The organism is Xanthomonas sp. F4 (genome assembly GCF_011761895.1).
Genome location: NZ_JAASQX010000001.1, coordinates 813108 through 833309 on the forward strand (window position 1 = coordinate 813108; position 20202 = coordinate 833309).

Genomic DNA, 20202 nt, shown 5'->3' on the forward strand with positions numbered 1-20202 from the left:
CGTTGCTCGCTTCGATGCAGTCCATGGCCGGGCACGCATGTCTGTCCGATGCCACTGCCAGGACAATGGTCTGGTCGCCCTCGAGGTCGCGCACGCAGCCGTGCGAGGCCGTTGCCGCGCAGGGCGAAGCGGCATTCCGTGATGTGCTGACCACGGACAGCGAAGCCTGCTAGGATGGGCGCTTCGCTTCATCAACCCGGCCGTGGGATCGGCCCCGGAGACCTCCTGAATGACCCGTATTATCGAGTTCCTGATCGCCCTGGGGATCGTGGCTGGCCTGTTCGTCATTGTCGGCGTGGTGCTGCCCTCGGAGCGTCACATGTCCGAAAGCGTCGAGACCAATCGGCGCATGACCATCGTCTATGACACGGTCAACAGCCTGCGTCGGTTCAAGGACTGGAATCCTCTGGTGCTGCGCGACCCGCGCATCGAGCTGAAGCTCTCCGGCCCGGAATCCGGCGTCGGCGCGCGCCTGGACTACAGCTCCAAGGAGGGCTACATCGGCAAGGGTAGCTGGACCATCACCTCGACCGAGAAGAACAAGGACGTGGTCATCGCCATCGAGGACGAGACCAAGGGCAAGGACAAGACCACCAGCTTCAAGCTCGAGCCGACCGGCAAGAACGGCCGCAACGTGAAGATCACCCAGGACTACACCGTCAAGTACGGTTGGGACCTGCTGGGTCGTTACGCCGGCCTGTACGTCAGCCGCCATGTCGGCGACGACATCAAGCTGGGCCTGTCGCGCCTGAGCAACGTGCTGGCCACCGTGCCGAACGTGGACTACCGCTCCGACGACACCCCGTTGAAGGACCTGAAGGTCGTCGACGTCCCGGCCGAGGACCTGCTGGTGGTCAACGCCGGCAACATCGACCGCGACAACGACTCCATCAAGAAGTCCATCAAGGACAACCAGGAGTGGATCAAGCGGGTGATGGACGCCAACGGCCTGGAAGCGGCCGGTCCGGTGCGCATCGTCACCACCGACTTCGGTTCGGACAAGTACGCGTTCGACGTCGCCCAGCCGGTGCGCAAGCGTGCCGGTGGCGCGCCGAAGGACGACGCCAAGAAGGATGAGAAGAAGGACGACAAGAAGGACGACGCGGCTGCCGCGCCGGTCGATGCCACCCCGGTTGCCGCCTCTGGCGAGCCGCTGAAGGTGACCATCCCGCAGGGCGCCCCGGTGACCTACCTGCGCACCGAAGCGCACCGTTCCGCCTTCGCCAGCTACACCGGCCACATGGCGGGCCTGGATGCGGCGCGCAATGCGCTGCGTGCCTGGGCCGCGACCAGCGGCTACGACGTGACCGACCGTCCGTACGAAGCCTGGAAGGGCGGAGTGGACAAGGCGTTCACGCCGGAAGGCACCTACGACATCTACTGGGCGATCAAGTAAGTCCTGCCCTGGTGGACGAGTGAACCGGAACGCGCCGCATCTTGCGGCGCGTTCTGTTTATGGGGGGCGGCAAACGCTGCCGCGCTCCCGGAGGGAACGCACATGCTGACGTTCGATCGCCGTACGCGCGGGCCGTTCTGGCTGTGCAGCGCCGGCGCGCTGCTTGCGGCCGTGGCCATCGGCCTGTCCGCCTATGCCTCGCACGGCGTTGCCGAGCCCCTGGCGCAATCGCACCTGCAGACCGCGGCGCTGTATGCCTTCGGCCACGGCGTGGCGCTGGCGGCGCTGGGCCGCCGCAGCGAACGCCTGCTCGCCCGCAGTGCGCTGTGCCTGCTGCTGCTCGGCACCGTGCTGTTCTCCGGCAGCCTGGCCGGCAACGCGCTGGCGCAGTGGCCGACCCGGCTGGCGCCGATCGGCGGCACCACGCTGATGCTGGGCTGGCTGCTGTGGGCGGTGGATGCGCTGCGGCGCTGAGCCGGAGTCACTTCGGCACAGGGGCGAAGCATGCCAAGCGCAGCAGCGGTAAGTGCGCAAAGGCGTGCTTGAAAACCGTGCAGGAGCGAAGCTGCAGCGGTGCGGCGCGATGCCGTCGCCGCGGCGACTCAGGGTGTGGGCGCTACACGCGCGCTAGCCGTCTTGTCCGCGCTGGTCGGCTCGTGGGTTGGGCCGCGCGCCGCGCTCAGCGGTCGCCGACCAGTTCCACCTGCGTCTTCAACCGCACCCACGCGTCCTGGCTGGGGTCGTTGACCGTGACCTGCACGGTGTAGGTGCCGAGCGGGTCGCTGTCCTCGAAGCGCAGTTGCACCGACAGCGGCGCCAGTTCCAGCAGGCCGGCGGCGGCCGGTGGGCCACCCATGCCCAGTGGCCGCATCGGATCCTGCAGGGTCGTGCTGCCGTCGGGGCCGAGCACGCGCAGGCTCATCTGCGCATCGCAGGCGCCGTCGTTGTTGGGGCTGGGCGCGCAGCCGGAGTACAGCAGCGCCACGCGCAGCAACTGGCCGCGCTGCACGCGCGCGATCGTACGCAACTGCGGCGCGTGCGTGGCGTCGGTCTGCCCCCACTCCTGTGCGAACGCGGCGAAGTCGGCGTCGTCGGCGATCTGCAGCGCGGCGGCGAAGGCCTTGTCGTGCCCGCGCTCGGCGCTGTCGGGCAAGGCCTGGCCCTGCCGGTCGTGCCATTGCGCGGCGGCGCAGGTGGGCAGCGCCAGGGCCAGGAGGGCCAATGCCCGCCAGGCGGCGGTGCCGGCGCGCGGCCGGCGTGTGTCGGAACGGGTCATGCGCAAGCGGCCTCCTGCCAGCACCAGTGCCAGGGTTCGTAGACGATGCCATGCGGGTTGTCCCGCGGATAGCTCATCCGGTAGCCGAAGGCGCCGGCATGTTCGCGCAGCCAGGCGAAGGCCGGCGTGCGCTCGAAGCTTTCCTCGGCCGGCGGCTCGTCGGGCGTGCCGATGTCCAGCGCGTGCCCGCTGTGGTGCTCGCTGAAGCCCGGCGCGGCGTTGACCGCGAGGATCTGCTCCAGGGTCTGCCCGCGGGCGAACTTGCGCGCGAAGATGCCCAGTTGATAGGCGTGGCTGCGATAGCCGGAGACCGCCTCCAGTACCACGCCATCGCGTGCAGCGGCATGGCGCAGCGCGTGCCAGGCGCGTGCGGCACCTGCGCTCAGCCACAACGGGCGTCGGTAGCGGTCGTCGCCGGCCGCGTGCAGGGTGGCCGGTTCCGGCTGCAGCGGCAGGCCGGTGCGCTGCGCGTAGGCATCGGCGGCCAGGCCCAACTGGTCCAGCCGCTCCTGCAGCGCGTGCAGCGGCAACCAGGCCTCGTCCGCGGTTATCGCGCCGCGTGCGGGCAGCGCGTCGAGTCGATCCAGTGCCGCCTCGATGCCGGGTTCGTGCATCAGCCGCGGCACCAGCGCGTGCAGCCCGTGTGCGTTCGCGGTCGCCAGGTAGCGCCCGTCGTGCTTGCGCCGCAGCAGCCAGGTCGCCTGCGCGAGCTGCCGCGCGTCGGCGTTGCTGCGGGCGCGCAATCGCGTGGCCGGCAGCAGTTCGATGGTCTCGGTGTTGAGCAGCAGGCTGGGAACGGTGCGCATCGGCACAGGGTAGAGCCAAGCACCGCGGGCGGCCAGTCGCCGGGGAGTCCAGCCGCGCCCGTGTGGCCGCGCCGCACACTGCGCGGCGCGGCGAGGATGTTCAGAAGAACTCGTCGAGCAACTGGTGGAACTGCAGCCGCGTGAGGTCCGGCGTGGCGATGCCGTACGCGGCGAAGAAGCGGCCGGCGAGCTCCGGGCCGAATTCGTCCAGGCGGTTGGCCAGGATCGCCAAATCCTGGTACGGATCGGCGACCCCGGCGCGGCCGAGATCGATCACGCCGACGACGTGGTCCGGCGCGTCGAGCAGGATGTTGTCCAGCGAATAGTCGCCGTGGCACAGCACGCGCTCGCTGGCCAGCGGCAGCAGCGCGGTCATCGCCTGCCACACCGCGTCCGCCGACCAGCCGGCACGCGCCTCGTCGAAGTCTTCGGTGTCGACCAGACCCGCCTGCAGCCGGCGCTGCGCGATGGCCAGGCGCAGCAGGTGGCTGGTGTCGAACGGACAGGTGGCGATCGGCGTGGCGTGAAAGCCGCGCAGGAACTCGGCCAGCGCCTGCACGATACGCTGGGCCTGTGCGGGTGCTTCCAGCAGCCACTGGTAGGCGGTCTTGCCCGGCAGGGCTTCGCTCAGCAGCCAGGCGCCGGCGGCGTCGGCCTCGAAATGCAGCACGCGCGGCACGCAGCCCATTGCGCGCAGCCAGTGCAGGCGGGCGAACTCGTCCACCACCTCGTCGTGCGCCTCGCCGATGCCGCGCTTGAGGTACAGGTCCGGCGTGCCGGCGCCAGCGAGCCGATAGACCTGGGCGCCGGCTTCGCCGACGAGATTGCGGTGCCAGTGCAGGCCATGCAGCCGCGCGGACAGCGTCGGCGGCAGCGCCGGTGCGGTGGCGGGAATCTCGTGTGGCGCTAAGTCGTCCATCGGGCCGATCCTGGAGGCGTCATGTGGAGGGCGAAGCCGTCGCCGTCGTCGTTACGCACGCGGCTGGCGACGAGGACGAGCGTGGCTGGTGTTCCAGCATATCGCCTCGCATACGCCAGAACGCCCGACTTTGCGTCCTCGACGTATTGGACGCGTGCGAACCGCGAGAACGTGCCGCACCGCGTGCAGCACGTCGTTGCCCTGTGCGGTCGGTCGCGGCAGCGCCCGACGTGGCGACGCGTGTCGGACTCAGGCCAGGCGGCGGGCCGCGCGGCGTGTCTCTTCGCCGCCGGGAGCCTGCGTCGCGAGCGTCTGCCACTCCTGCAGCACCTGCCTGGGGTGTTCGACGCTGAGCAGCAGCCAGCCGCCATCGTGCAGGGGAACGGCCAGCACGCGGTCGCTGGTGATCAGGCAGAACGCCTTGTGCCCGTCGCGGGTCCGGAAGTGGCCGGCGTGGAAACCGGGGTAGCCGAAACCGAACAGCTTCAATGCCGGCTTGAAACCGGTGTGCTCGGACAGCGCGACCACGCGCGCGGCCTGCAGGCGCAGCGTGGTCAGCGGCACGCGCTTGGTCAGGAAGGTCGCGCGTATTTCCACCAGACCGTCGTGCAGCAGCACACGCTGTCGCGCGAAGGTGGCGGTACCGGCCACGCCGATCAGCGCCAGCAGCCCGAAATGCCACCAAAGCGCGCCGGGCTGCGCCGCGTGCAGCGCGAAGCCGCCGATCACCGCGGCCACCAGCAGCAACGGCAACCACAGCCACAACGCCAGACCCAGCCGATGCGCCGGCGCCACCGGATACTGCCGTGCCGGCGAGGGCGAGGTGGATCGCAGCCGGCTCATGGCGCGGCGCCGTGGCTGGCGGGCAGGGCGCGCACCCAGGCGGCGACATCGGCGATCAAGGCCGGGTCGACGTGGCCTGGCGTCGCGTACTCGCCCGGCCCGGGCGCGCCGGTGCCGGCGATGCCCAGGTGATTGAGTTGCGCGTAGCGGTGCATGGTCGCGCGCGGGTCGTCGGCCAGCGCCTGTTGCCACCGCTGCCAGTCCGGCGCGGTGACCTGGAAATCGCGCTCGCCCTGCAGCCACAGCACCGGCTGCCCGAGCGCGCGGACGTCGGCGACCGGGTCGACCTGGTCGAACGCACGCCAGTAGGGGGCGGGTACGTCCAACGGCGAATCGCTGCGCGCGACCTCGCCACTGCCGCGGACCTTGGCCACGCGGCGCTCGATCTCGGCCAGCGCCGCCTGCCGCTGCGGCGACGGCGGATGTTCCTGGCTCAACAGGTAGCGGTTCTGCTCGATCAGCAGGTCCAGCAACGGCCGCGCCGGCGCCGCCCACAGCACGATGCCGGCGGTCTTGCCGGAGCGGTGTGCGATGCGGGCGGCGAGCATGCCGCCCTGGCTGTGGCCCATCACCACGATCCGCGCAGGGTCGATGCCGGGCGTGCGCGCCAGCGCCGCCACCGCGGCGACGGCGTCGTCGGTGGTCTCGTCGTCCATGGTGAACCCCGCGTTGATGCGCCCGGCAAAGCTCTCCGGCAAGGCGAAGGTCCGCTTGTCGTAGCGCAACACCGCGATGCCCTGCGCGGCGAGCCCGCGGGCGACGTCGAGGAACGGACGGTTCGGGCCGATGGTCTCGTCGCGGTCCTGCGGGCCCGAGCCGTGCACCAAGACCACTGCCGGGAACGGGCCCTTGCCCGCCGGCAGCGCAAGCGTGCCCGGCAGTGGACCGACCGCAAACGCCTGTTCGCTGAAGCCGGCGTCGGCTGCGGGCGGCGGAGGCGCCGGCGGCGGTGCGGGCGTGAACAGCAGGCCGGCGATCTTGCCGTCCGCGTCGATCGACACATGCGCCAGCAGTGCGCCGCGCTCGAACTGCAGGCGCTGTTCGATCACGCGCAGCCCGTGCTGCTCGCGTTCGCTGGCCGGGCCGCGCTGCTGCAGCGCACCCAGTTGTGTGGACAGCGTGCGCCAGGCCTGGGCCAGCTTGTCGGGTGGCACCGCCTTGGCCATCGCCGGGGTGAACTCGGCTTCGACCGCGGCCAGGTCGCCGGCCTGCAGGCGATCCAGCAGGGCGCTGGCGGTCTGTTGCGGCGGCGCCGCCAGCGTCGTGAGCGGCGCCAGCAGCGCCGCCAGTGCAGGCGCGAGGAGCCGAGGCCGGCGCATGTCAGGCCTCCCGCTTGAACATCAGCAGCGGCTTGGTGCCTGGCAGCGTGAGCACGCTGACCAGTTCCCAGCCGAGCTTGCCGTGCTTGTTCAGGTCGGCCTGCAGCTCGTCCAGTTTCAGGCCCAGCATCAGGTTGGTCTTGGCCTCGACGGTGAGGTATTCCCAGCGCTTGCTCATGATCCGCGTTCCTTGTCGTCGCCGGGCTTGGGCAGCCGGCCCGCCTTGCGCAGCGCGTCGCGCAGCACGTATTCGATCTGCGCGTTGAGACTGCGCAGCTCGTCGTCGGCCCAGCGCTGCGCCGCCGCCAGCACGTCGGCGTTGATGCGCAGCGGATAGGCCTTCTTCTCGCTCATGACCGCTCCCGCCGCGCGGCGTCGCTGCGCCGCAGGTGCAGCAGCATCGACACGATCAGCGCGTTCACTGTCAGCAGCAGCACGATCGCCACCGCATAGACGCCGGCGCGCTGGCCGCCGGTCCAGTACAGCGCCGCTGCGCCGAGCAGGATCGCCAGGCCGATCAGCGCCCAGCGCAGGCCCAGCCCGCGCGCGCGGTCGTCGTCCTTGCCGCCGACCCAGGCGGCGATGACCAGGGCCGGCAGGCCGGAGAGGGCGAGCGCCAGCGGCGCGATGGCGGCGTGCATCAACATCGACACCTCAGTACAGCGAGCCGGCGTTGACGATCGGCTGGGTGCCGCGGTCCGAGCACAGCACGGTCAGCAGGTTGCTGACCATGTGCGCCTTGCGCTCCTCGTCCAGCTCGACCACGCCGTTCTTCTGCAGTTCGGCCAGGGCCATCTCGACCATGCCCACCGCGCCGGCGACGATGCGCGTGCGCGCGGCGATCACCGCGTTGGCCTGCTGCCGCTGCAGCATCGCCTGGGCGATTTCCGGGGCGTAGGCGAGGTGGCTGATGCGCGCCTCGATCACGTCCACGCCGGCCTGGGTCAGGCGTTCGTCGAGGTGACGCTTGAGCTGTTCGCTGATCTCGTTGGGATGGCTGCGCAGCGAGATCTGCCCGTCCTCGTGCTGGTCGTAGGGATAGCTGGTGGCCATCGCACGCAGCGCCGCCTCGGACTGGATGTGCACGAAGCTCTCGTAGTCGTCGACGTTGTAGACCGCCTCGGACGCATCCATCACCTGCCACACGATCACCGCGGCGATCTCGATCGGGCTGCCGTCCAGTTCGTTGACCTTGAGCCGGCCGCTCTCGAAGTTGCGCACGCGCTGGCTGACCTTGCGCTTGCTGAAGAAGGGGTTGTTCCAGCGCAGGCCCGGATCCTTGACCGTGCCCACATAGCGGCCGAACAGGCTCAGTACCGCCGCCTGGTTGGGTTCCAGCGAGTACAGGCCGACCACCAGGAACAGCGCGACGGCCAGCACCGGGATCGCGACCAGCAGGGTCCACGGCATCGACGACGGCTGCAGCGCGCCGGTGGCGATGATCGCCCCGGCGCCCGCCACGAACACCAGGACCAGGCCCACGATCATCGGAATGCCGGGCAGGGAGGAACGGGGCTGCTCTTTCATGGTGGCGCGTCCTTGGGTGGTTGGGCGAAACGATATCAAATTGATATCAGTTTGCAAGGGGCCGGGATTGGGGATTCGGGAATGGGGAATGGTTGAGAGGCCGGGATTCGGGATTCGGGAGTGGGGATTGGTAAAAGCGAGCATGCGGACGGACCGAGGGGGACGCCTGTGCGCATCCAGCCGGATCGCCGATCTGGCGGTTTCAATGGAACGGCGCTGCGACAGCGAGCAGGCGCGCCCTGGCCGCATTCGCCGAGTGCATGCTGGAAGCACTTGTCCCCAGCCGGCCGAGGGTCGCCGGCACGGCGTCAGACTGACTGCGATCCGCTCTTGCGAATCCCCAATCCCCACTGCCGAATCCCGGCCTTTCGGCGAATCCCCAATCCCGATTCCCGAATCCCGGCCTCTCCGCGACTCCCGCCTCCCCATCCCGGCCGTCGTCGCAGGCAGCCACTCAACCGTTGAGGATCAGCACCGGGCTGCGGAACCCGCTGAGATGGTGAGTGCCGGTGGCGATGTCGCTGCGGTAGCGGCCGGGGACTTCGACCTGGCAGCGTTTGCCGATGCGCACGCCCGGGCCGATGTCCACCTGCCGGCCGAGCGTGGCCTGGGCGCCGACCTGCGCTTCCGCGCCGATCGTCACGCCGGCCTCGATCCACGCCGAGGCGCCGACCTTGACCGCCGATTCCAGCACCGCCGCCGCGCCGATCCAGGTGTTGAAGCCGATGTCGCAGTGCGCATCGACGATGGCGCCGACGCCGATCGCGCAGTTCTCGCCGACGCGCGCGCTGGCGGCGACCTGCGCGCCGCGGCAGAGCAGCGGCGGCATCTTGAAGCCGCGCGCCTTGAGTTCGCCCATCAGCTCCTGGCGGCGGAAGTTGAGGAACTGCGCGTCCCAGGCGACGAAGGCAGTGGCGCCGGTGTCGGCCAGCGCCTGCAGCGCATCCAGGTCGAAGCGGTAGTCCTTGCCCTGTGCCACGTCCACCGGGTGCAGCACGCAGTCCGGCGCCGCCTCGGCCCAGGCGGCGATCGCCCAGCGCAGCCGTGCACCGCTGCCGATCACGTACTTGTCAGAGGACATGGCGGCCCTCCATGACGTCCATGTACCAGCGTTCGATCTGCATGTTGGCGTGCTCGTAATCGCCCAGCACCGCGCGCGGGGCGCCGGCGCGCAGTCCCGACTGCACCTGTTCCATGATCTCGATGTCCTCGCGCAGCACCTTCTCGGCGCCATGCAGGTGCCCCAGCAGCACCGCGTCCGAACCCGGATAGCGATGCTTCTTGCGCGCGGTGACGTAGTAGACCAGCAGGTCGGTGCGCTGCGCCGACACCGGCTGGTGGTGCTCGATGATGAAGGAATAGCCGCCCGAGCCCGAGGCGATGTGCAGGTTCGGGTACAGCAGCCAGTTCAGATACCAGTCGTCGTTGCCGAAGCGGTCGACGTGGGCGTGCCAGGGGTAGTGCGCCATCGCCACCAACGGCTCGTTGAGGCCACCGCTGCTGAACGCGCGCAGGCGCGCCAGATGCGCCTCGCGCGACGCGCTGCCCTCGGCGTGATAACGGCGTGCCTCGGCAATGCCGGCGTCGTCCATCTGCACCTGGAACTTCACCTGCTGCGCCAGGGTGCGTGCATGCACGAAACGCGGGTGCAGCGCATCGCGCAGGTTCTCGTAGGCCAGCTTCCAGTTGAAGTCGGCCTCGAAGGTCGCCACCAGCACTTCGTCGTCGAACTGCTCGGAGGCGGCGCGCAGCATCTCCAACGCTTCCAGCGAGAACTGCGTCTCCAGCGGCATCGGCTCGGCCGACAGGTTCACGAACACCAGCTTGCCGATGCAGGCCACGGCGAAGCGGCGCAGCCGCAGGCAGGCGCGTGCCTCCGGAGCCAGGCGGTAGGCATCGTCCTGGAAGGGAATGTTCTCCACGCTGCCGTCGGCGCCGTAGCGCCAGCCGTGGTAGCTGCAGACCAGCGGGCGCACGCCTTGCGGTTGCTGCTGTAGCGGGTTCTGCCGGTGCAGGCACAGGTTGTCGAAGGCACGCAGTTCGCCGTCGATGTTCTGCACCACCACGTCCACGCCGCAGATCGAGCGGCGCACGAAGGCGTTGGGCTTGTCCAGCAGCATGCGCGGCGCCACGAACTGCCACAGCGGCAGCATCAGCCGGGTGCGCTCGCGGGCGAACCAGGCCTCGTCGATGTAGGCCTCGGCCGGCATCAGCGACTGCATGGGCGCTCCCCGGCGGTGCGGCAGAGCGTGCCGTGGCGGTTTCCGGCGCTGCGTGCGTGCATGGCGACATCCCCAGTGACGCTGCAGAAGATAGCACCTCGCTGCGCGCAGGCGCCTCCGCGCCAGTGCTAGGGGCATTGCAGAATTGCCGATACAGCCGCTGCTACGGCAGCAATACGATGGCACCCGTGCTCGTGCGCGATTCCAGCAATCGGTGCGCATCGGCCGCGCGTTCCAGCGGCAGCCGCGCGCCGATCTCGACCCGCAGCCCGTCCGCCAGCCGTTGCAGCGTGGCCTGCGCCGCTGCGCGATAGCCATCCAGGTCGCGGGCGATGAAGCCCAGCACGCTCGGCCGTGCCAGCGCGATCGAGCGCGCCGGGCCGAGATCGTCGAGGTCCACGCAATGCCGTGCGCCGACCGCGGCGACCTGGCCGATGCTCGCGACCAGGCCGAACGGGCGCACGGCGCCGAGCGTGCTGGTCAGGACCTCGCCGCCGATGCCGTCGATGGCGTAGTCGACGCCGTCGCCACCGCCGAACGCGCGCGCGGCGGCGACGAAATCCTCCTGCCGGTACTCCACCACCGCCTCGGCGCCATGGCGGCGGGCCAGCTCGGCCTTGGCGGCAGAGCCGACCGTGCCGATCACGCGTGCGCCGAGTGCGCGCGCCCACTGCGTCGCCAGCAGGCCGAGCCCGCCGGCCGCGGCGTGCACCAGTAATGTGTCGCCGGCCGCGACCTGGCGAACGCGATGCAGCAGCATGTGCACGGTGATGCCTTTCAATAGCCCGGCAGCGGCCACCTCGTCGCTCAGCGCGTCGGGGAGGGGCAGCACGCGCGCGGCCGGCAGCGTGCGCAGGCTGGCGTAGCTGCCATTGGGCAGGCCCGCATAGGCGACCCGTTGGCCGGGCGTCAGCGTGCGCACGTCGGGACCCACCGCGTCGACCACTCCGGCCGCCTCGATGCCGAGCGCTTCCGGCAGGTGCGGCAAGGCATGCGCGCCGCTGCGGAAATAGATGTCGACGAAGTTCACGCCGATGGCGGTCTGGCGGATGCGGACCTCGCCAGGGCCGGGCGCGGCGACCGGCGCATCGAGTCGGCGCAGCACGTCGGCATCGCCATAGTGGTCGATGCCGATGCGCAGGGCAGTACGGGAAGGGGACATGGCGGTTTCTCGGGGTGGGGAGGAGGGCACCATCATCCGGCTGTGCATAATTCGGCGGAATTCCCTTCTTTCGCCCAGGCGCTGTGCAAAATTCGACCGACACCAGCCCGCTCCCGGCCGCATCTCCCGCGATGAGCTGGGACGATGTCCGCTACTTCCTGGCCGTCCTGCGCGACGGCAGCCTGTCCTCGGCGGCGCGGACCTTGCGGGTCCAGCACTCGACGGTGGCGCGGCGCATCGACGCGCTGGAGGCGACACTGGGCCTGCGCCTGTTCGACCGCCTGCCGCGCGGCTGGCTGCCGACCGCCGAAGCGCTGCAGTTGGCCGAGCACGGCAGGCGTCTGGAAGCGGAGGCGCATGCCTTCGGCCGTGCCGCGCAGGGCGCCACGACGTTGGAAGGCGTCGTGCGGGTCTCGGCCTCGCCGGTGTTCGCCAGCCACTTCCTGGCGCCGCGCCTGGCCCGCGCCCAGCGTGCCTGGCCGGCGCTGCGCATCGATCTGCTGGGCGAGGCGCAGGCGGCCAACCTGTACGCGCGCGATGCCGATCTGGCGGTGCGGCTGTCGCGGCCGCAGGCGCCGGGACTGGTTGCGCGGCGCATCGGCAGCATGCGCTTCGCGTTGTGCGCGAGCCCGGAGTGGGCCCGCGCGGCGCCTGCCAGTTGGTCATTTGTCGGCTATGACGATGCGCTTGCGCACACCCCGCAGCAGCAATGGCTGCAGCGCTTCGCGGGCGGGCGCCGGTTCGCTTTCGTCGCCAACGATCTGGCCGCGCAACTGCATGCCTGCGCGGCCGGGGCCGGCGTGGCGCTGCTGCCGCGATTCCTGCTGGAGGCGACCGCGGCGAGCGCCGGCGGGGCGCTGGTCGAACTGCCCGAGGCGCCACGCTGCGACGTCGAGCGCGAGATCTGGCTGGTCGTGCATCCGGACGTGCGCCGCGCGCCGCGCGTGCAGCGGGTCGCCGAGGCCATCGCCGATGCGGTGCAGGCGGCGGACGGGCGGCTTTAGAATAGCCACCCCCTCTTCGCGCAGGCGCCGCCGCCATGGTCACTCTGGGAACCCCGCTGTCCGCTTCCGCCACCCGTGTGCTGCTGCTCGGCTCCGGCGAACTGGGCAAGGAAGTGGCGATCGAACTGCAGCGCTTCGGCGTGGAGGTGATCGCGGTGGACCGCTATGCCGACGCGCCGGCGATGCAGGTCGCGCACCGCAGTCACGTGGTCGACATGCTCGATGCGATGGCGTTGCGGGAGTTGATCGCGCGCGAGCAGCCGCACCTGGTCGTGCCGGAGATCGAGGCGATCCATACCGAAACGCTGGTGGCGCTGGAGCGCGACCTCGGCCAGCGGGTGATTCCGACCGCGCGTGCGGCACGGCTGACCATGGACCGCGAAGGCATCCGCCGCCTGGCCGCCGAGACCCTGGGCCTGCCGACCTCGCCGTACCGTTTCGTCGACACGCCCGAGCAGTACCGCGAGGCGATCGCCGCGGTCGGGCTGCCGTGCGTGGTCAAGCCGGTGATGTCGTCCTCCGGCAAGGGCCAGAGCACGCTGCGCAGCGCCGCCGACATCGATGCGGCCTGGGAATACGCGCAGACCGGCGGCCGCGCCGGCGCCGGCCGCTGCATCGTCGAAGGCTTCATCGACTTCGACTACGAGATCACCCTGCTGACCGTGCGTCATGCCGGCGGCACCGCGTTCTGCGATCCGATCGGGCACTGGCAGAAGGACGGCGACTACCGCGAGAGCTGGCAGCCGCAGCCGATGTCGGCGCTGGCCCTGCAGCGCGCGCAGGACATCGCCCGCGCGGTCACCGACGATCTCGGCGGCTGGGGCCTGTTCGGCGTGGAGCTGTTCGTCAAGGGCGACGAGGTCTGGTTCAGCGAGGTGTCGCCGCGGCCGCACGACACCGGCCTGGTCACCCTGGTGTCGCAGGAACTGAGCGAGTTCGCCCTGCATGCGCGCGCGATCCTCGGCCTGCCGATCCCGGCGATCCGCCAGAGTGGCCCGTCGGCCTCGTGCGCGCTGCTGGCGCACGGCGAGGGCGTGCCGCGCTTCGGCAACGTCGGCGCCGCGCTGCAGGCGCCCGACACCGCCCTGCGCCTGTTCGGCAAGCCCAGCGTGCATGGCCACCGCCGCGTCGGCGTGACCCTGGCCCGCGGCGCCGATATCGAGCAGGCGCGCCAGACCGCCCGCGACGCCGCCGCCGCCCTCACCATCGATCTCGACGCCTGAAGATTCGGGCACAGGAAAGCGGGCCGCAAGGCGAGCCCGCTTTCATCCCCACTCCCGAATCCCCAATCCCGGCCCCTCAAGCCGGCGGCGCAAACCGTGCCGCCGCCAGGCGGATGCTCCAGACCAGTTCCACCATCGCCAGGTTGTTGAGCAGCGCCTCGCCGCCCAGCACCAGCCAGTAGCCGGCGCCGTCGACCCAGAACGGCACGAACGACCAATCCGGCAGCAACAACTGCGGCTCGCTGTAGAACGCCACGTAGCGGTGCGCGCCGTGCCAGCCGCGCGCGCGTTGGCGCTGGGCGAAGCTTGCGAAGTCTGCCGCGGCCGCGCTCAGTGTCTCGGCCTGTTCCTGGTCCAGCCCGGCATGGCCGAGGCAGAAGCCGCTGTCGGAGGCCAGTACCGCGCGGCGTTCGGCCGATAGCGGGGCGATCACGTGCTGGGCGAAATCGTCCAGGCGGATTTCCGGGCCGGGTACCGCGCGTCGCAGCAACTGCACCCACTGCTGTTCGCGCGCGTCCTGCAGCAGGCGCTGCGCGTCGCCGCCTACGCGCTGGCGCCATTCCTGCAGCGACAGCGCGCCGTGCGCGCCGAGCAGCAGTTGCAGCGCGCGCTGCATGCGGTCGGGCGTGGCGCTGGCGAAGCCGTGCAGCACGCCGGACGGAGTCGGCATCAGCCAGGTCGGTTCGAGGCTGGTCGGTTCGGGGGTGGTCATCGCGGCGCACTCGCGCTGGAAAAGGACAGGGCGTCGACGCTGCGGCCGCCCAGCGGTTCGCGCTGTTGCAGCCAGCGCGCGGTGCTGTCCCAGCGGTCGCCCAGGGCCAGCGCGTGGCGGCGCAGTTCGCGGGTGGCGAGCATGAAGGCGAGCTTGTCCTGGCAACTGATGCAGTAGTCCAGAAACTCGCGTTCGCAGCGCGCCGCGGCGATCGGTGCGCCATCGCACAGCGCGTCCACCACCTCGCGCACCATCCGCCGCGAATGGTCCGGGCTGGCCCGGCGCACCCGCGCCGGCACGTCGGCGGACGGCCGCGCCAGCACGCTCCAGCGCGTGGCCAGGGCGTTGATCGGCAGCAGCGCGTGGCCCTGGCTATGGCGCTGGAATGCCTCGGCCACGTGCGGTGCCAGATGCGCCGCGGCCATCTGCAGCGCCAGCTGGCGCAGGGCGACGTCGTGCCGCGGCATGGCGACGAACAGGTCGGCGAGCACGCCCTGGGTCGGTTCGTTGTCGTGCAGTTGCAGCGCGGCGTGCAGCCGCGCCAGGTGCGCGGCGGCATCGCGCGGGTCGCGCAGCAGGGCGCGGGCGTGGGTGCGCATCACCAGGCGTGCGGGATCGCGGGCGGAAGGCGTGGGCATGGGCGCCTCAGTCCAGCAAGGTGTCGATCAGGTCAATCATGAATTCCGCGTCCTCCGCAGCCATCGCCTCGAAGCCGCGCTCCAGGCCCAGCGCGTCCAGCACCGCCTGGTCGTCGCGGTGCGCGGCATCGCCCAGCGCGAGCAGGGCATCGCGCAGCACCGGTAGTTGCTGGCCCAGGCGCGGATGCGCCAGCAGCACGTGGCCGATGTCGCACAGCGCGCTTTCCACCAGCGGACGCAGTCGCGCGCGGGTCAGCCGCGACAGGCCGTGGTAGGCGGTGGCCAGGAACAGGCCGGCATCGGCTTCGCCCTCCAGCAGCAGTCGTGCCACCGCGGCATAGCTGCTGGCCGGGCGCCAGGCGATGCGCTCCGGCTCCAGGTCGGCCGGTTCCAGCAGGCGCAGGCCGATCAGGCGCACGTCGTGGTTGGCGGTCAGCGCGATACGGCAGCCGTAGGGCAGGTCTTCCACACACCGCGCGGGCGCTTCGGCCGCGGTCGCGATCACCACCTCGTCGGCGTGGCCGCGCGGCCGCGCCAGCGGCAGGTAGCCGCGTTCGCGGATCAAGGCGCTGGCGTCGAAGGGGCTGGCGTACACCAGGTCGACGACGCTGTCGTCCAGCAACTGCCGCTGTTCGGCGGCGTCGGCCGGCATCAGCAGGCGCAGGCCGATGCCGGCACGGCGTTGCAGTACCGTGCTGAGCAGGTACCAGCCGCCGAAGTATTCGGGCGCGAAGTCCGGCGCGACCAGGAACGTGCAGCTCATGCCGGGGCCTGCGCGCGTTCGTCCTGCAGCCATTGCGCGTACAGCGGTTGCAGCGCGTCGATGCGCCGCCGCGAAGGCTTGCGCCGCACCGAGGTGAAGCCGACCACGCGGCCGTCGCGCACGTTCGGCAGTGCGGTGGCGTAGACCCAGTAGCAGGCGCCGTCGCGGCGCAGGTTCTTGACGTAGCCGTGCCACTTCTCGCCGGCCAGCACGGTGTCCCACAACGCGCGGAACGCGCGACGCGGCATCTCCGGGTGGCGCAGGATGCAGTGCGGCGCACCGATCAGCACCTCGCGCGGCCAGCCGCTGAGTTCGACGAAGGCATCGTTGGCGTGAGTGATGACGCCGTCCAGGTCGGTGCGCGAGACGATCAGGCGCCCGTCCGGATAGGCCACCTCGCGTTCGCTCCAGTACACCGTACGGCGGCTGCCGTCGTGGTAGCGCAGCTCGGCGCTGCGGTGCGGTTCGTGCGGCGCTTGCATCGGCGGCAGCGGCATGGCGGCCCCCTACAGGATCTGCTGCAGCGCCTGTGCGGCGCGCTTGATGTCCAGGAACACCAGGCCCAGCCGGGCACTGGGCTTGGCCAGCACGGTGAGCACCGCTTCGCGGCCGGCCGCACTCATGATCACGTAGCCCGACTCGCCCTGGATCAGCACCCGCTCCAGCGCGCCGCGCGCCAGTTCGCGCGCGCTGCGCTCGCCCAGCGCGAGCAGCGCCGCGGACATCGCGCCGACGCGGTCCTCGTCCATGCCCTGCGGCATCGCCGAGGCGATCATCAGCCCGTCCAGGGAGATCAGCGCCGAGGCCTCGATATCGGCGGTGGCGCCGTTGAGCCCCTCCAGCGTCTGTTGCAACTGTTGCGTTCGCATGCTCGCCTTCCGCTTGCGCATCCCGACCGGGTGCGGGAGGCATTGGACCGCGTCGGCGCGATGTTGCCCTTGATCTGGATCAAGGCCGATGGCGGTGCTCGGCGCGGCAGTCGGGTGAACGACGCGGGCTGGCCGTGGAAAGGCGTCGCTGCCGAAGGCGGTGGAGGCACGCGTGGCGGGCTGAAGCCCCTCCCACAACGGTGCTGGCCGCTGCGACGACTGTCGCGTGCTGCGCGGCCGGCGATCCACGCGCAACGCGGGCAATGGTCTGCCAGAAAAACGCGGCGGCCCATGGAGCCGCCGGTGGTGTGCTGCACGGGCCGCGTCGCGACCTGCGCTGTGTTCTTCCGCGCTTACGGTCCTGCGGCGACGTCGACCCAGACCAGATGGTGGTCGCTGCCGTCGGCGATGGCCGCGGAGGGATCATTGGATGCCGGCCAGAACACGCCGCTGTCCAGGTAGCGGAAGTTGCGCGACGGCAGCACGTAATCCAGGCGCATGGTGCCAGCCTTGGGGCCGAAATCGCCGGTGACTTGCTGCGGCGGGCCACGGTGGGCGATGCCGGCGGCCGCATACGCGCGCGTGGTCTCCTCGCCGCCGGCGCTGTGCGGGGTGGGATACTGCAGCACGCGCGGATGCGTCACCAGGGCGCCGATCGCGTCGTGGCGGCCGTCGCCGTCGATCACGTCGTTGTTGAGGTCGCCGAGCATCACGAACTGCGCGTCGGCGGCCAGTCCGCCGCAGCGGCCGGCGTCGTCGCACAGCCAGCGCGCCTTGCCGCTGCCGGCATCGTCCAGGTACTCGCGCCACAGCCGCAGTTCGTCGTGGTTGCGTGCGGCGTTGCGCTTCTCGGCGCCGTCGAACACCGGCGGGGTCGGATGCGACACCAGCGCATGCAGCACGCCCAGCGGGGTGCGCACCGGCACGTCCCAATGCGACTTCGACGACAGCCGCAGCTGCGCCCACACCGCGTCGCTATGGAAGAAGCGGCCGGTGGCCGGATCGACCGGGCGCAGCGCGTCGGGCATCGCGCTCCACTTCAGCAGGCGGAAGCTGCGCACCGCCTTGCTGTCGATCGGGTATCGGGACAGCAGCAGCATGCCGTACTGGCCGGGATGCAGGCCGTAGCCCCAGGCATCGTTGCCGAACGCACGCCCTTGGCCGCCGACGTGGCCGTCGTTGTCCAGGTCCAGGCCGCTGGGCACGCCGGTATTGACCGGCGCCAGGTAGCGGTAGGGATAGCGCAGCGCCGCGCCGCCGTGCGGCTGCGGCACCGCCAGGTAGCGCTGCTCGAACAGGTCGGCGGCGCGATGCGCGTCGTCGTAGTCGAACTCGTTGAGCAGCACAACGTCCGGGCGCACCTGCTGCAGCACCGCGGCGATCTTGCGTGCCTGCGCGCTGTCGCCCTGCAGTGCGGCGATCAGCCCGCCGGCTTCGTCGGCATTGAGCGAGGTGTTGTAGGTGGCCAACCGCAGCGTTTTGGCGGCAGGCGTGGCGGCGTCGGTCATCGGGGTGGAAGTGGGCGCGGTGTGCGCGCAGGCGCCGCACAGCAGGATCAGGGCGAGCAGGAGGAGGCGTGATGTCATGCGCCAAGTTTCGCATGCGCTGCATGTCCGCACGATGGCGCGACGACGCGCGGCGGCACGCTTCGGCAACGCGATGCCAGCCGCTCCGGTCAGCCGCCGAGCTGGCGCAGGTAGTCGTCGAAGTCGCGCCAGTGGCGACCGTCGTAGGCCTGCAGCGGCCGGAAGCGGCGCTTGTAGTCCATTTTCTGGTGGCCGCGGATCCAGTAGCCCAGGTACAGATGGCCCAGGCCTTCGCGTCGCGCCCAGGCGATCTGCTGCAGGATCGCCAGCGTGCCCAGGCCGCGCGCGCCGGCGTCCGGGTCGTAGAAGGTGTAGACCGCCGACAGTGCCTGCGCGGCGATGTCGGTGACCGCCACCGCCAGCAGCGGCCCGCGCCGCCCATCGGGCATGCGTTGCCGCAGCTCCAGGAAGCGCCCATGCGACCAGTGGCCGATCAGGAACTGGTCGAACTCGTGCGCGCCATGATCGTCCATGCCGCCGCCGGGATGGCGATGGCGCAGGTAGCGTTGATACAGCGCTAGCTGTTCCTCGCTGCGCTCGGCAGCGACGATGCGCACCTCGACATCGGCATTGCGCGCCAGGCAGCGGCGCTGGCTGCGATCGGGCACGAAGTCCTGGATCGGGATGCGCACCGCCACGCAAGCGCGGCAGTGATCGCAGTGTGGGCGATAGACCAGATCGCCGGAGCGGCGGAAGCCCCAGCTCAACGCCAGCGGATACAGCGCGCCCAGACGCGGATCGTGCGGATCCAGCACCAGGTCGCGGGCCTGCCGCTCGGGCCAGTAACCGCACGCGTGCTGGCCGGTCTGGAACAGCCGCAGGTCGTCGCTGGCGTCGGAATGGATGGCCATGCGTCGAGCATAGCGCTTCGCCATCGCAGGGGCCGCGACTGTCCCGTCCATGAATACGCCCGGCGGCGGGTCAACCGCGGCGGCGACGGGGCGTTGTCAGCAGGGAAGGCACCGCGGTGCCGGCCCGTGCTGCGGGCCGCTTGCGGCGCCGGACGCCTGCCGTCCCGGCAGGTGCCTCATCATCCTCAGGGAGTGACCCATGAAGTCTCGCAACCCGCTGCTCGCCCTGGCCGTGCTGGCCGTTCTGTCCGGTGCTGCCTACGCCGTTCCGCCGCCGCCGGCCGATCCTGCTGCGCCCGCCGATGCCGGCGGCATCGCCGCGCTCGACAAGAACGGCGACGGCGTCATCGACCGCAGCGAGGCCGCCGCCGATCCGCGCCTGGCCGAACATTTCGACGCGATGGACAAGAACCACGACGGCAAGCTCAGCCGCGACGAGTGGCCGCGGCACGGCCGCCATGGCGGCCCGGGTGGACACGGCGTGCCCGGCGCGATGATGGCCAAGCTGGACACCAACAAGGACGGCCGCATCAGCCGCGCCGAGGCGCAAGCCGATCCGAAGCTCGCCGCGCGCTTCGACAAGATGGACGTGAACAAGGACGGCTACATCGACCGGGCCGACTTCGAGCTGCGCGCCAAGCAGCATCGCGATGCCTGGTTCACCGCGGCCGATACCAACAAGGACGGCATGCTCAGCCGCGCCGAGTTCGATGCGGCGCAGGCCAAGCGCTGGGCGCATCGCCCGGGTGGGCAGCGCGGTGGCGACGCGCCGGCGCCGATGCCGACGCCGGACAGCAACTGAGTCATTCGCCGCGGCCGTGGCCGCGGCGTCATTGCACCAAGGCGCCGATCGACAGCGCCCCTGCGCCTTTCGCGCAGGGGCGTTTTTTGTTTTCTATGAGGACGAAACCTGCTGTGGTGTGCTGGGCGGTGCGGCGGCAGGTACAGCGCGGGACGTGCGTGGTCGTGCGGCGCTCGTCGACCTGGTCGCGGCCGGTTGCGATGTCCGGCATCCGCTACGGCGAGCACCGCGTGCAGGCTGCGATCGCGGTACCGATGGGCACGGTGCCGATCGGATTGCCGTCG

25 protein-coding genes are annotated in these 20202 nt (G+C 70.8%); 5 read left to right on the plus strand and 20 right to left on the minus strand.

What is annotated here, in order from left to right:
• The first annotated feature begins 229 nt into the window (after positions 1–229).
• On the plus strand, positions 230–1396 hold the full coding sequence (locus FHR66_RS03700; protein WP_160964364.1) for a polyketide cyclase: 1167 nt from the start codon (positions 230–232) through the stop codon (positions 1394–1396).
• Positions 1397–1498: 102 nt separating this feature from the next.
• The gene (locus FHR66_RS03705; protein ID WP_160964365.1) at positions 1499–1870 is read left to right on the plus strand and encodes a DUF423 domain-containing protein; all 372 of its coding nucleotides are present in this window, start codon (positions 1499–1501) and stop codon (positions 1868–1870) included.
• A 205-nt stretch (positions 1871–2075) separates the two neighbouring features.
• On the opposite strand, the gene FHR66_RS03710 is transcribed toward FHR66_RS03705, so the two are convergent.
• From FHR66_RS03710 to FHR66_RS03765, 12 genes are all read right to left on the minus strand, one after another.
• The gene (locus FHR66_RS03710) at positions 2076–2672 is read right to left on the minus strand and encodes a hypothetical protein (protein ID WP_160964366.1); all 597 of its coding nucleotides are present in this window, start codon (positions 2670–2672) and stop codon (positions 2076–2078) included.
• The gene (locus FHR66_RS03715) at positions 2669–3478 is read right to left on the minus strand and encodes a M15 family metallopeptidase (RefSeq protein ID WP_160964367.1); all 810 of its coding nucleotides are present in this window, start codon (positions 3476–3478) and stop codon (positions 2669–2671) included. Before FHR66_RS03715 ends, FHR66_RS03710 begins: the two co-directional genes overlap by 4 nt.
• 100 nt (positions 3479–3578) lie before the next feature.
• Entirely contained in the window at positions 3579–4397 is an 819-nt protein-coding gene (locus FHR66_RS03720) for an APH(3') family aminoglycoside O-phosphotransferase (protein ID WP_160964368.1), read from the minus strand.
• Between the two features lie 249 nt (positions 4398–4646).
• Entirely contained in the window at positions 4647–5240 is a 594-nt protein-coding gene (locus tag FHR66_RS03725; protein WP_237475189.1) for a PH domain-containing protein, read from the minus strand.
• Complete coding sequence (locus FHR66_RS03730; protein WP_160964369.1) at positions 5237–6559, minus strand: alpha/beta hydrolase; 1323 nt, start codon at positions 6557–6559, stop codon at positions 5237–5239. Before FHR66_RS03730 ends, FHR66_RS03725 begins: the two co-directional genes overlap by 4 nt.
• A 1-nt stretch (position 6560) precedes the next feature.
• Positions 6561–6737 (minus strand): DUF4177 domain-containing protein, encoded by a 177-nt coding sequence (locus tag FHR66_RS03735; RefSeq protein WP_160964370.1) that lies wholly within the window; start codon positions 6735–6737, stop codon positions 6561–6563.
• Positions 6734–6913, minus strand: coding sequence for an Arc family DNA binding domain-containing protein (locus FHR66_RS03740; RefSeq protein ID WP_160964371.1), 180 nt, complete (start codon positions 6911–6913; stop codon positions 6734–6736). The genes FHR66_RS03735 and FHR66_RS03740 overlap by 4 nt, the downstream gene beginning before the upstream one ends.
• Positions 6910–7200, minus strand: coding sequence for a hypothetical protein (locus tag FHR66_RS03745; RefSeq protein WP_160964424.1), 291 nt, complete (start codon positions 7198–7200; stop codon positions 6910–6912). The genes FHR66_RS03740 and FHR66_RS03745 overlap by 4 nt, the downstream gene beginning before the upstream one ends.
• Before the next feature lie 13 nt (positions 7201–7213).
• Positions 7214–8086: an SPFH domain-containing protein gene (locus FHR66_RS03750; RefSeq protein WP_160964372.1), complete on the minus strand. Its 873-nt coding sequence runs from the start codon at positions 8084–8086 to the stop codon at positions 7214–7216.
• Positions 8087–8540: 454 nt separating this feature from the next.
• Positions 8541–9167 (minus strand): DapH/DapD/GlmU-related protein, encoded by a 627-nt coding sequence (locus tag FHR66_RS03755; protein ID WP_160964373.1) that lies wholly within the window; start codon positions 9165–9167, stop codon positions 8541–8543.
• Entirely contained in the window at positions 9157–10308 is a 1152-nt protein-coding gene (locus tag FHR66_RS03760; protein ID WP_160964374.1) for an aromatic ring-hydroxylating oxygenase subunit alpha, read from the minus strand. The genes FHR66_RS03755 and FHR66_RS03760 overlap by 11 nt, the downstream gene beginning before the upstream one ends.
• Before the next feature lie 163 nt (positions 10309–10471).
• On the minus strand, positions 10472–11470 hold the full coding sequence (locus FHR66_RS03765; protein WP_160964375.1) for a quinone oxidoreductase family protein: 999 nt from the start codon (positions 11468–11470) through the stop codon (positions 10472–10474).
• Positions 11471–11601: 131 nt separating this feature from the next.
• On the opposite strand from FHR66_RS03765, the gene FHR66_RS03770 reads away from it, so the two are divergent.
• Together FHR66_RS03770 and purT are read left to right on the plus strand one after the other, a co-directional pair.
• A complete protein-coding gene (locus FHR66_RS03770) occupies positions 11602–12474 on the plus strand; it encodes a LysR family transcriptional regulator (RefSeq protein WP_160964376.1) in 873 nt (290 codons plus the stop codon).
• A gap of 35 nt (positions 12475–12509) precedes the next feature.
• Positions 12510–13697 carry a formate-dependent phosphoribosylglycinamide formyltransferase gene (gene purT / locus FHR66_RS03775; RefSeq protein WP_160964377.1) on the plus strand — a complete coding sequence of 396 codons (1188 nt, stop codon included), beginning with the start codon at positions 12510–12512 and terminating at the stop codon, positions 13695–13697.
• Positions 13698–13773: 76 nt separating this feature from the next.
• Here purT and FHR66_RS03780 read toward each other — a convergent pair whose 3' ends face one another.
• The 7 genes from FHR66_RS03780 to FHR66_RS03810 form a co-directional block, all read right to left on the minus strand.
• A complete protein-coding gene (locus FHR66_RS03780; RefSeq protein ID WP_167087330.1) occupies positions 13774–14409 on the minus strand; it encodes a hypothetical protein in 636 nt (211 codons plus the stop codon).
• Positions 14406–15047, minus strand: coding sequence for a hypothetical protein (locus FHR66_RS03785; RefSeq protein WP_456361724.1), 642 nt, complete (start codon positions 15045–15047; stop codon positions 14406–14408). Before FHR66_RS03785 ends, FHR66_RS03780 begins: the two co-directional genes overlap by 4 nt.
• 7 nt (positions 15048–15054) lie before the next feature.
• The gene (locus FHR66_RS03790; RefSeq protein ID WP_167087332.1) at positions 15055–15810 is read right to left on the minus strand and encodes a PhnD/SsuA/transferrin family substrate-binding protein; all 756 of its coding nucleotides are present in this window, start codon (positions 15808–15810) and stop codon (positions 15055–15057) included.
• The gene (locus FHR66_RS03795; protein ID WP_167087334.1) at positions 15807–16307 is read right to left on the minus strand and encodes a PAS domain-containing protein; all 501 of its coding nucleotides are present in this window, start codon (positions 16305–16307) and stop codon (positions 15807–15809) included. The genes FHR66_RS03790 and FHR66_RS03795 overlap by 4 nt, the downstream gene beginning before the upstream one ends.
• Positions 16308–16316: 9 nt before the next feature.
• Complete coding sequence (locus tag FHR66_RS03800; protein ID WP_167087337.1) at positions 16317–16679, minus strand: roadblock/LC7 domain-containing protein; 363 nt, start codon at positions 16677–16679, stop codon at positions 16317–16319.
• Positions 16680–17032: 353 nt separating this feature from the next.
• On the minus strand, positions 17033–18265 hold the full coding sequence (locus FHR66_RS03805) for an endonuclease/exonuclease/phosphatase family protein (RefSeq protein WP_167087338.1): 1233 nt from the start codon (positions 18263–18265) through the stop codon (positions 17033–17035).
• 89 nt (positions 18266–18354) lie between these two features.
• Positions 18355–19116: an arginyltransferase gene (locus tag FHR66_RS03810; RefSeq protein WP_167087340.1), complete on the minus strand. Its 762-nt coding sequence runs from the start codon at positions 19114–19116 to the stop codon at positions 18355–18357.
• A 199-nt stretch (positions 19117–19315) separates the two neighbouring features.
• Between FHR66_RS03810 and FHR66_RS03815 the strand changes: the two genes are divergently transcribed.
• Positions 19316–19918, plus strand: a complete 603-nt coding sequence (locus FHR66_RS03815) for an EF-hand domain-containing protein (protein WP_167087342.1) — start codon at positions 19316–19318, stop codon at positions 19916–19918.
• 28 nt (positions 19919–19946) lie between these two features.
• On the opposite strand, the gene FHR66_RS03820 is transcribed toward FHR66_RS03815, so the two are convergent.
• Positions 19947–20129 carry a hypothetical protein gene (locus tag FHR66_RS03820; RefSeq protein ID WP_167087344.1) on the minus strand — a complete coding sequence of 61 codons (183 nt, stop codon included), beginning with the start codon at positions 20127–20129 and terminating at the stop codon, positions 19947–19949.
• Between the last annotated feature and the right edge of the window lie 73 nt (positions 20130–20202).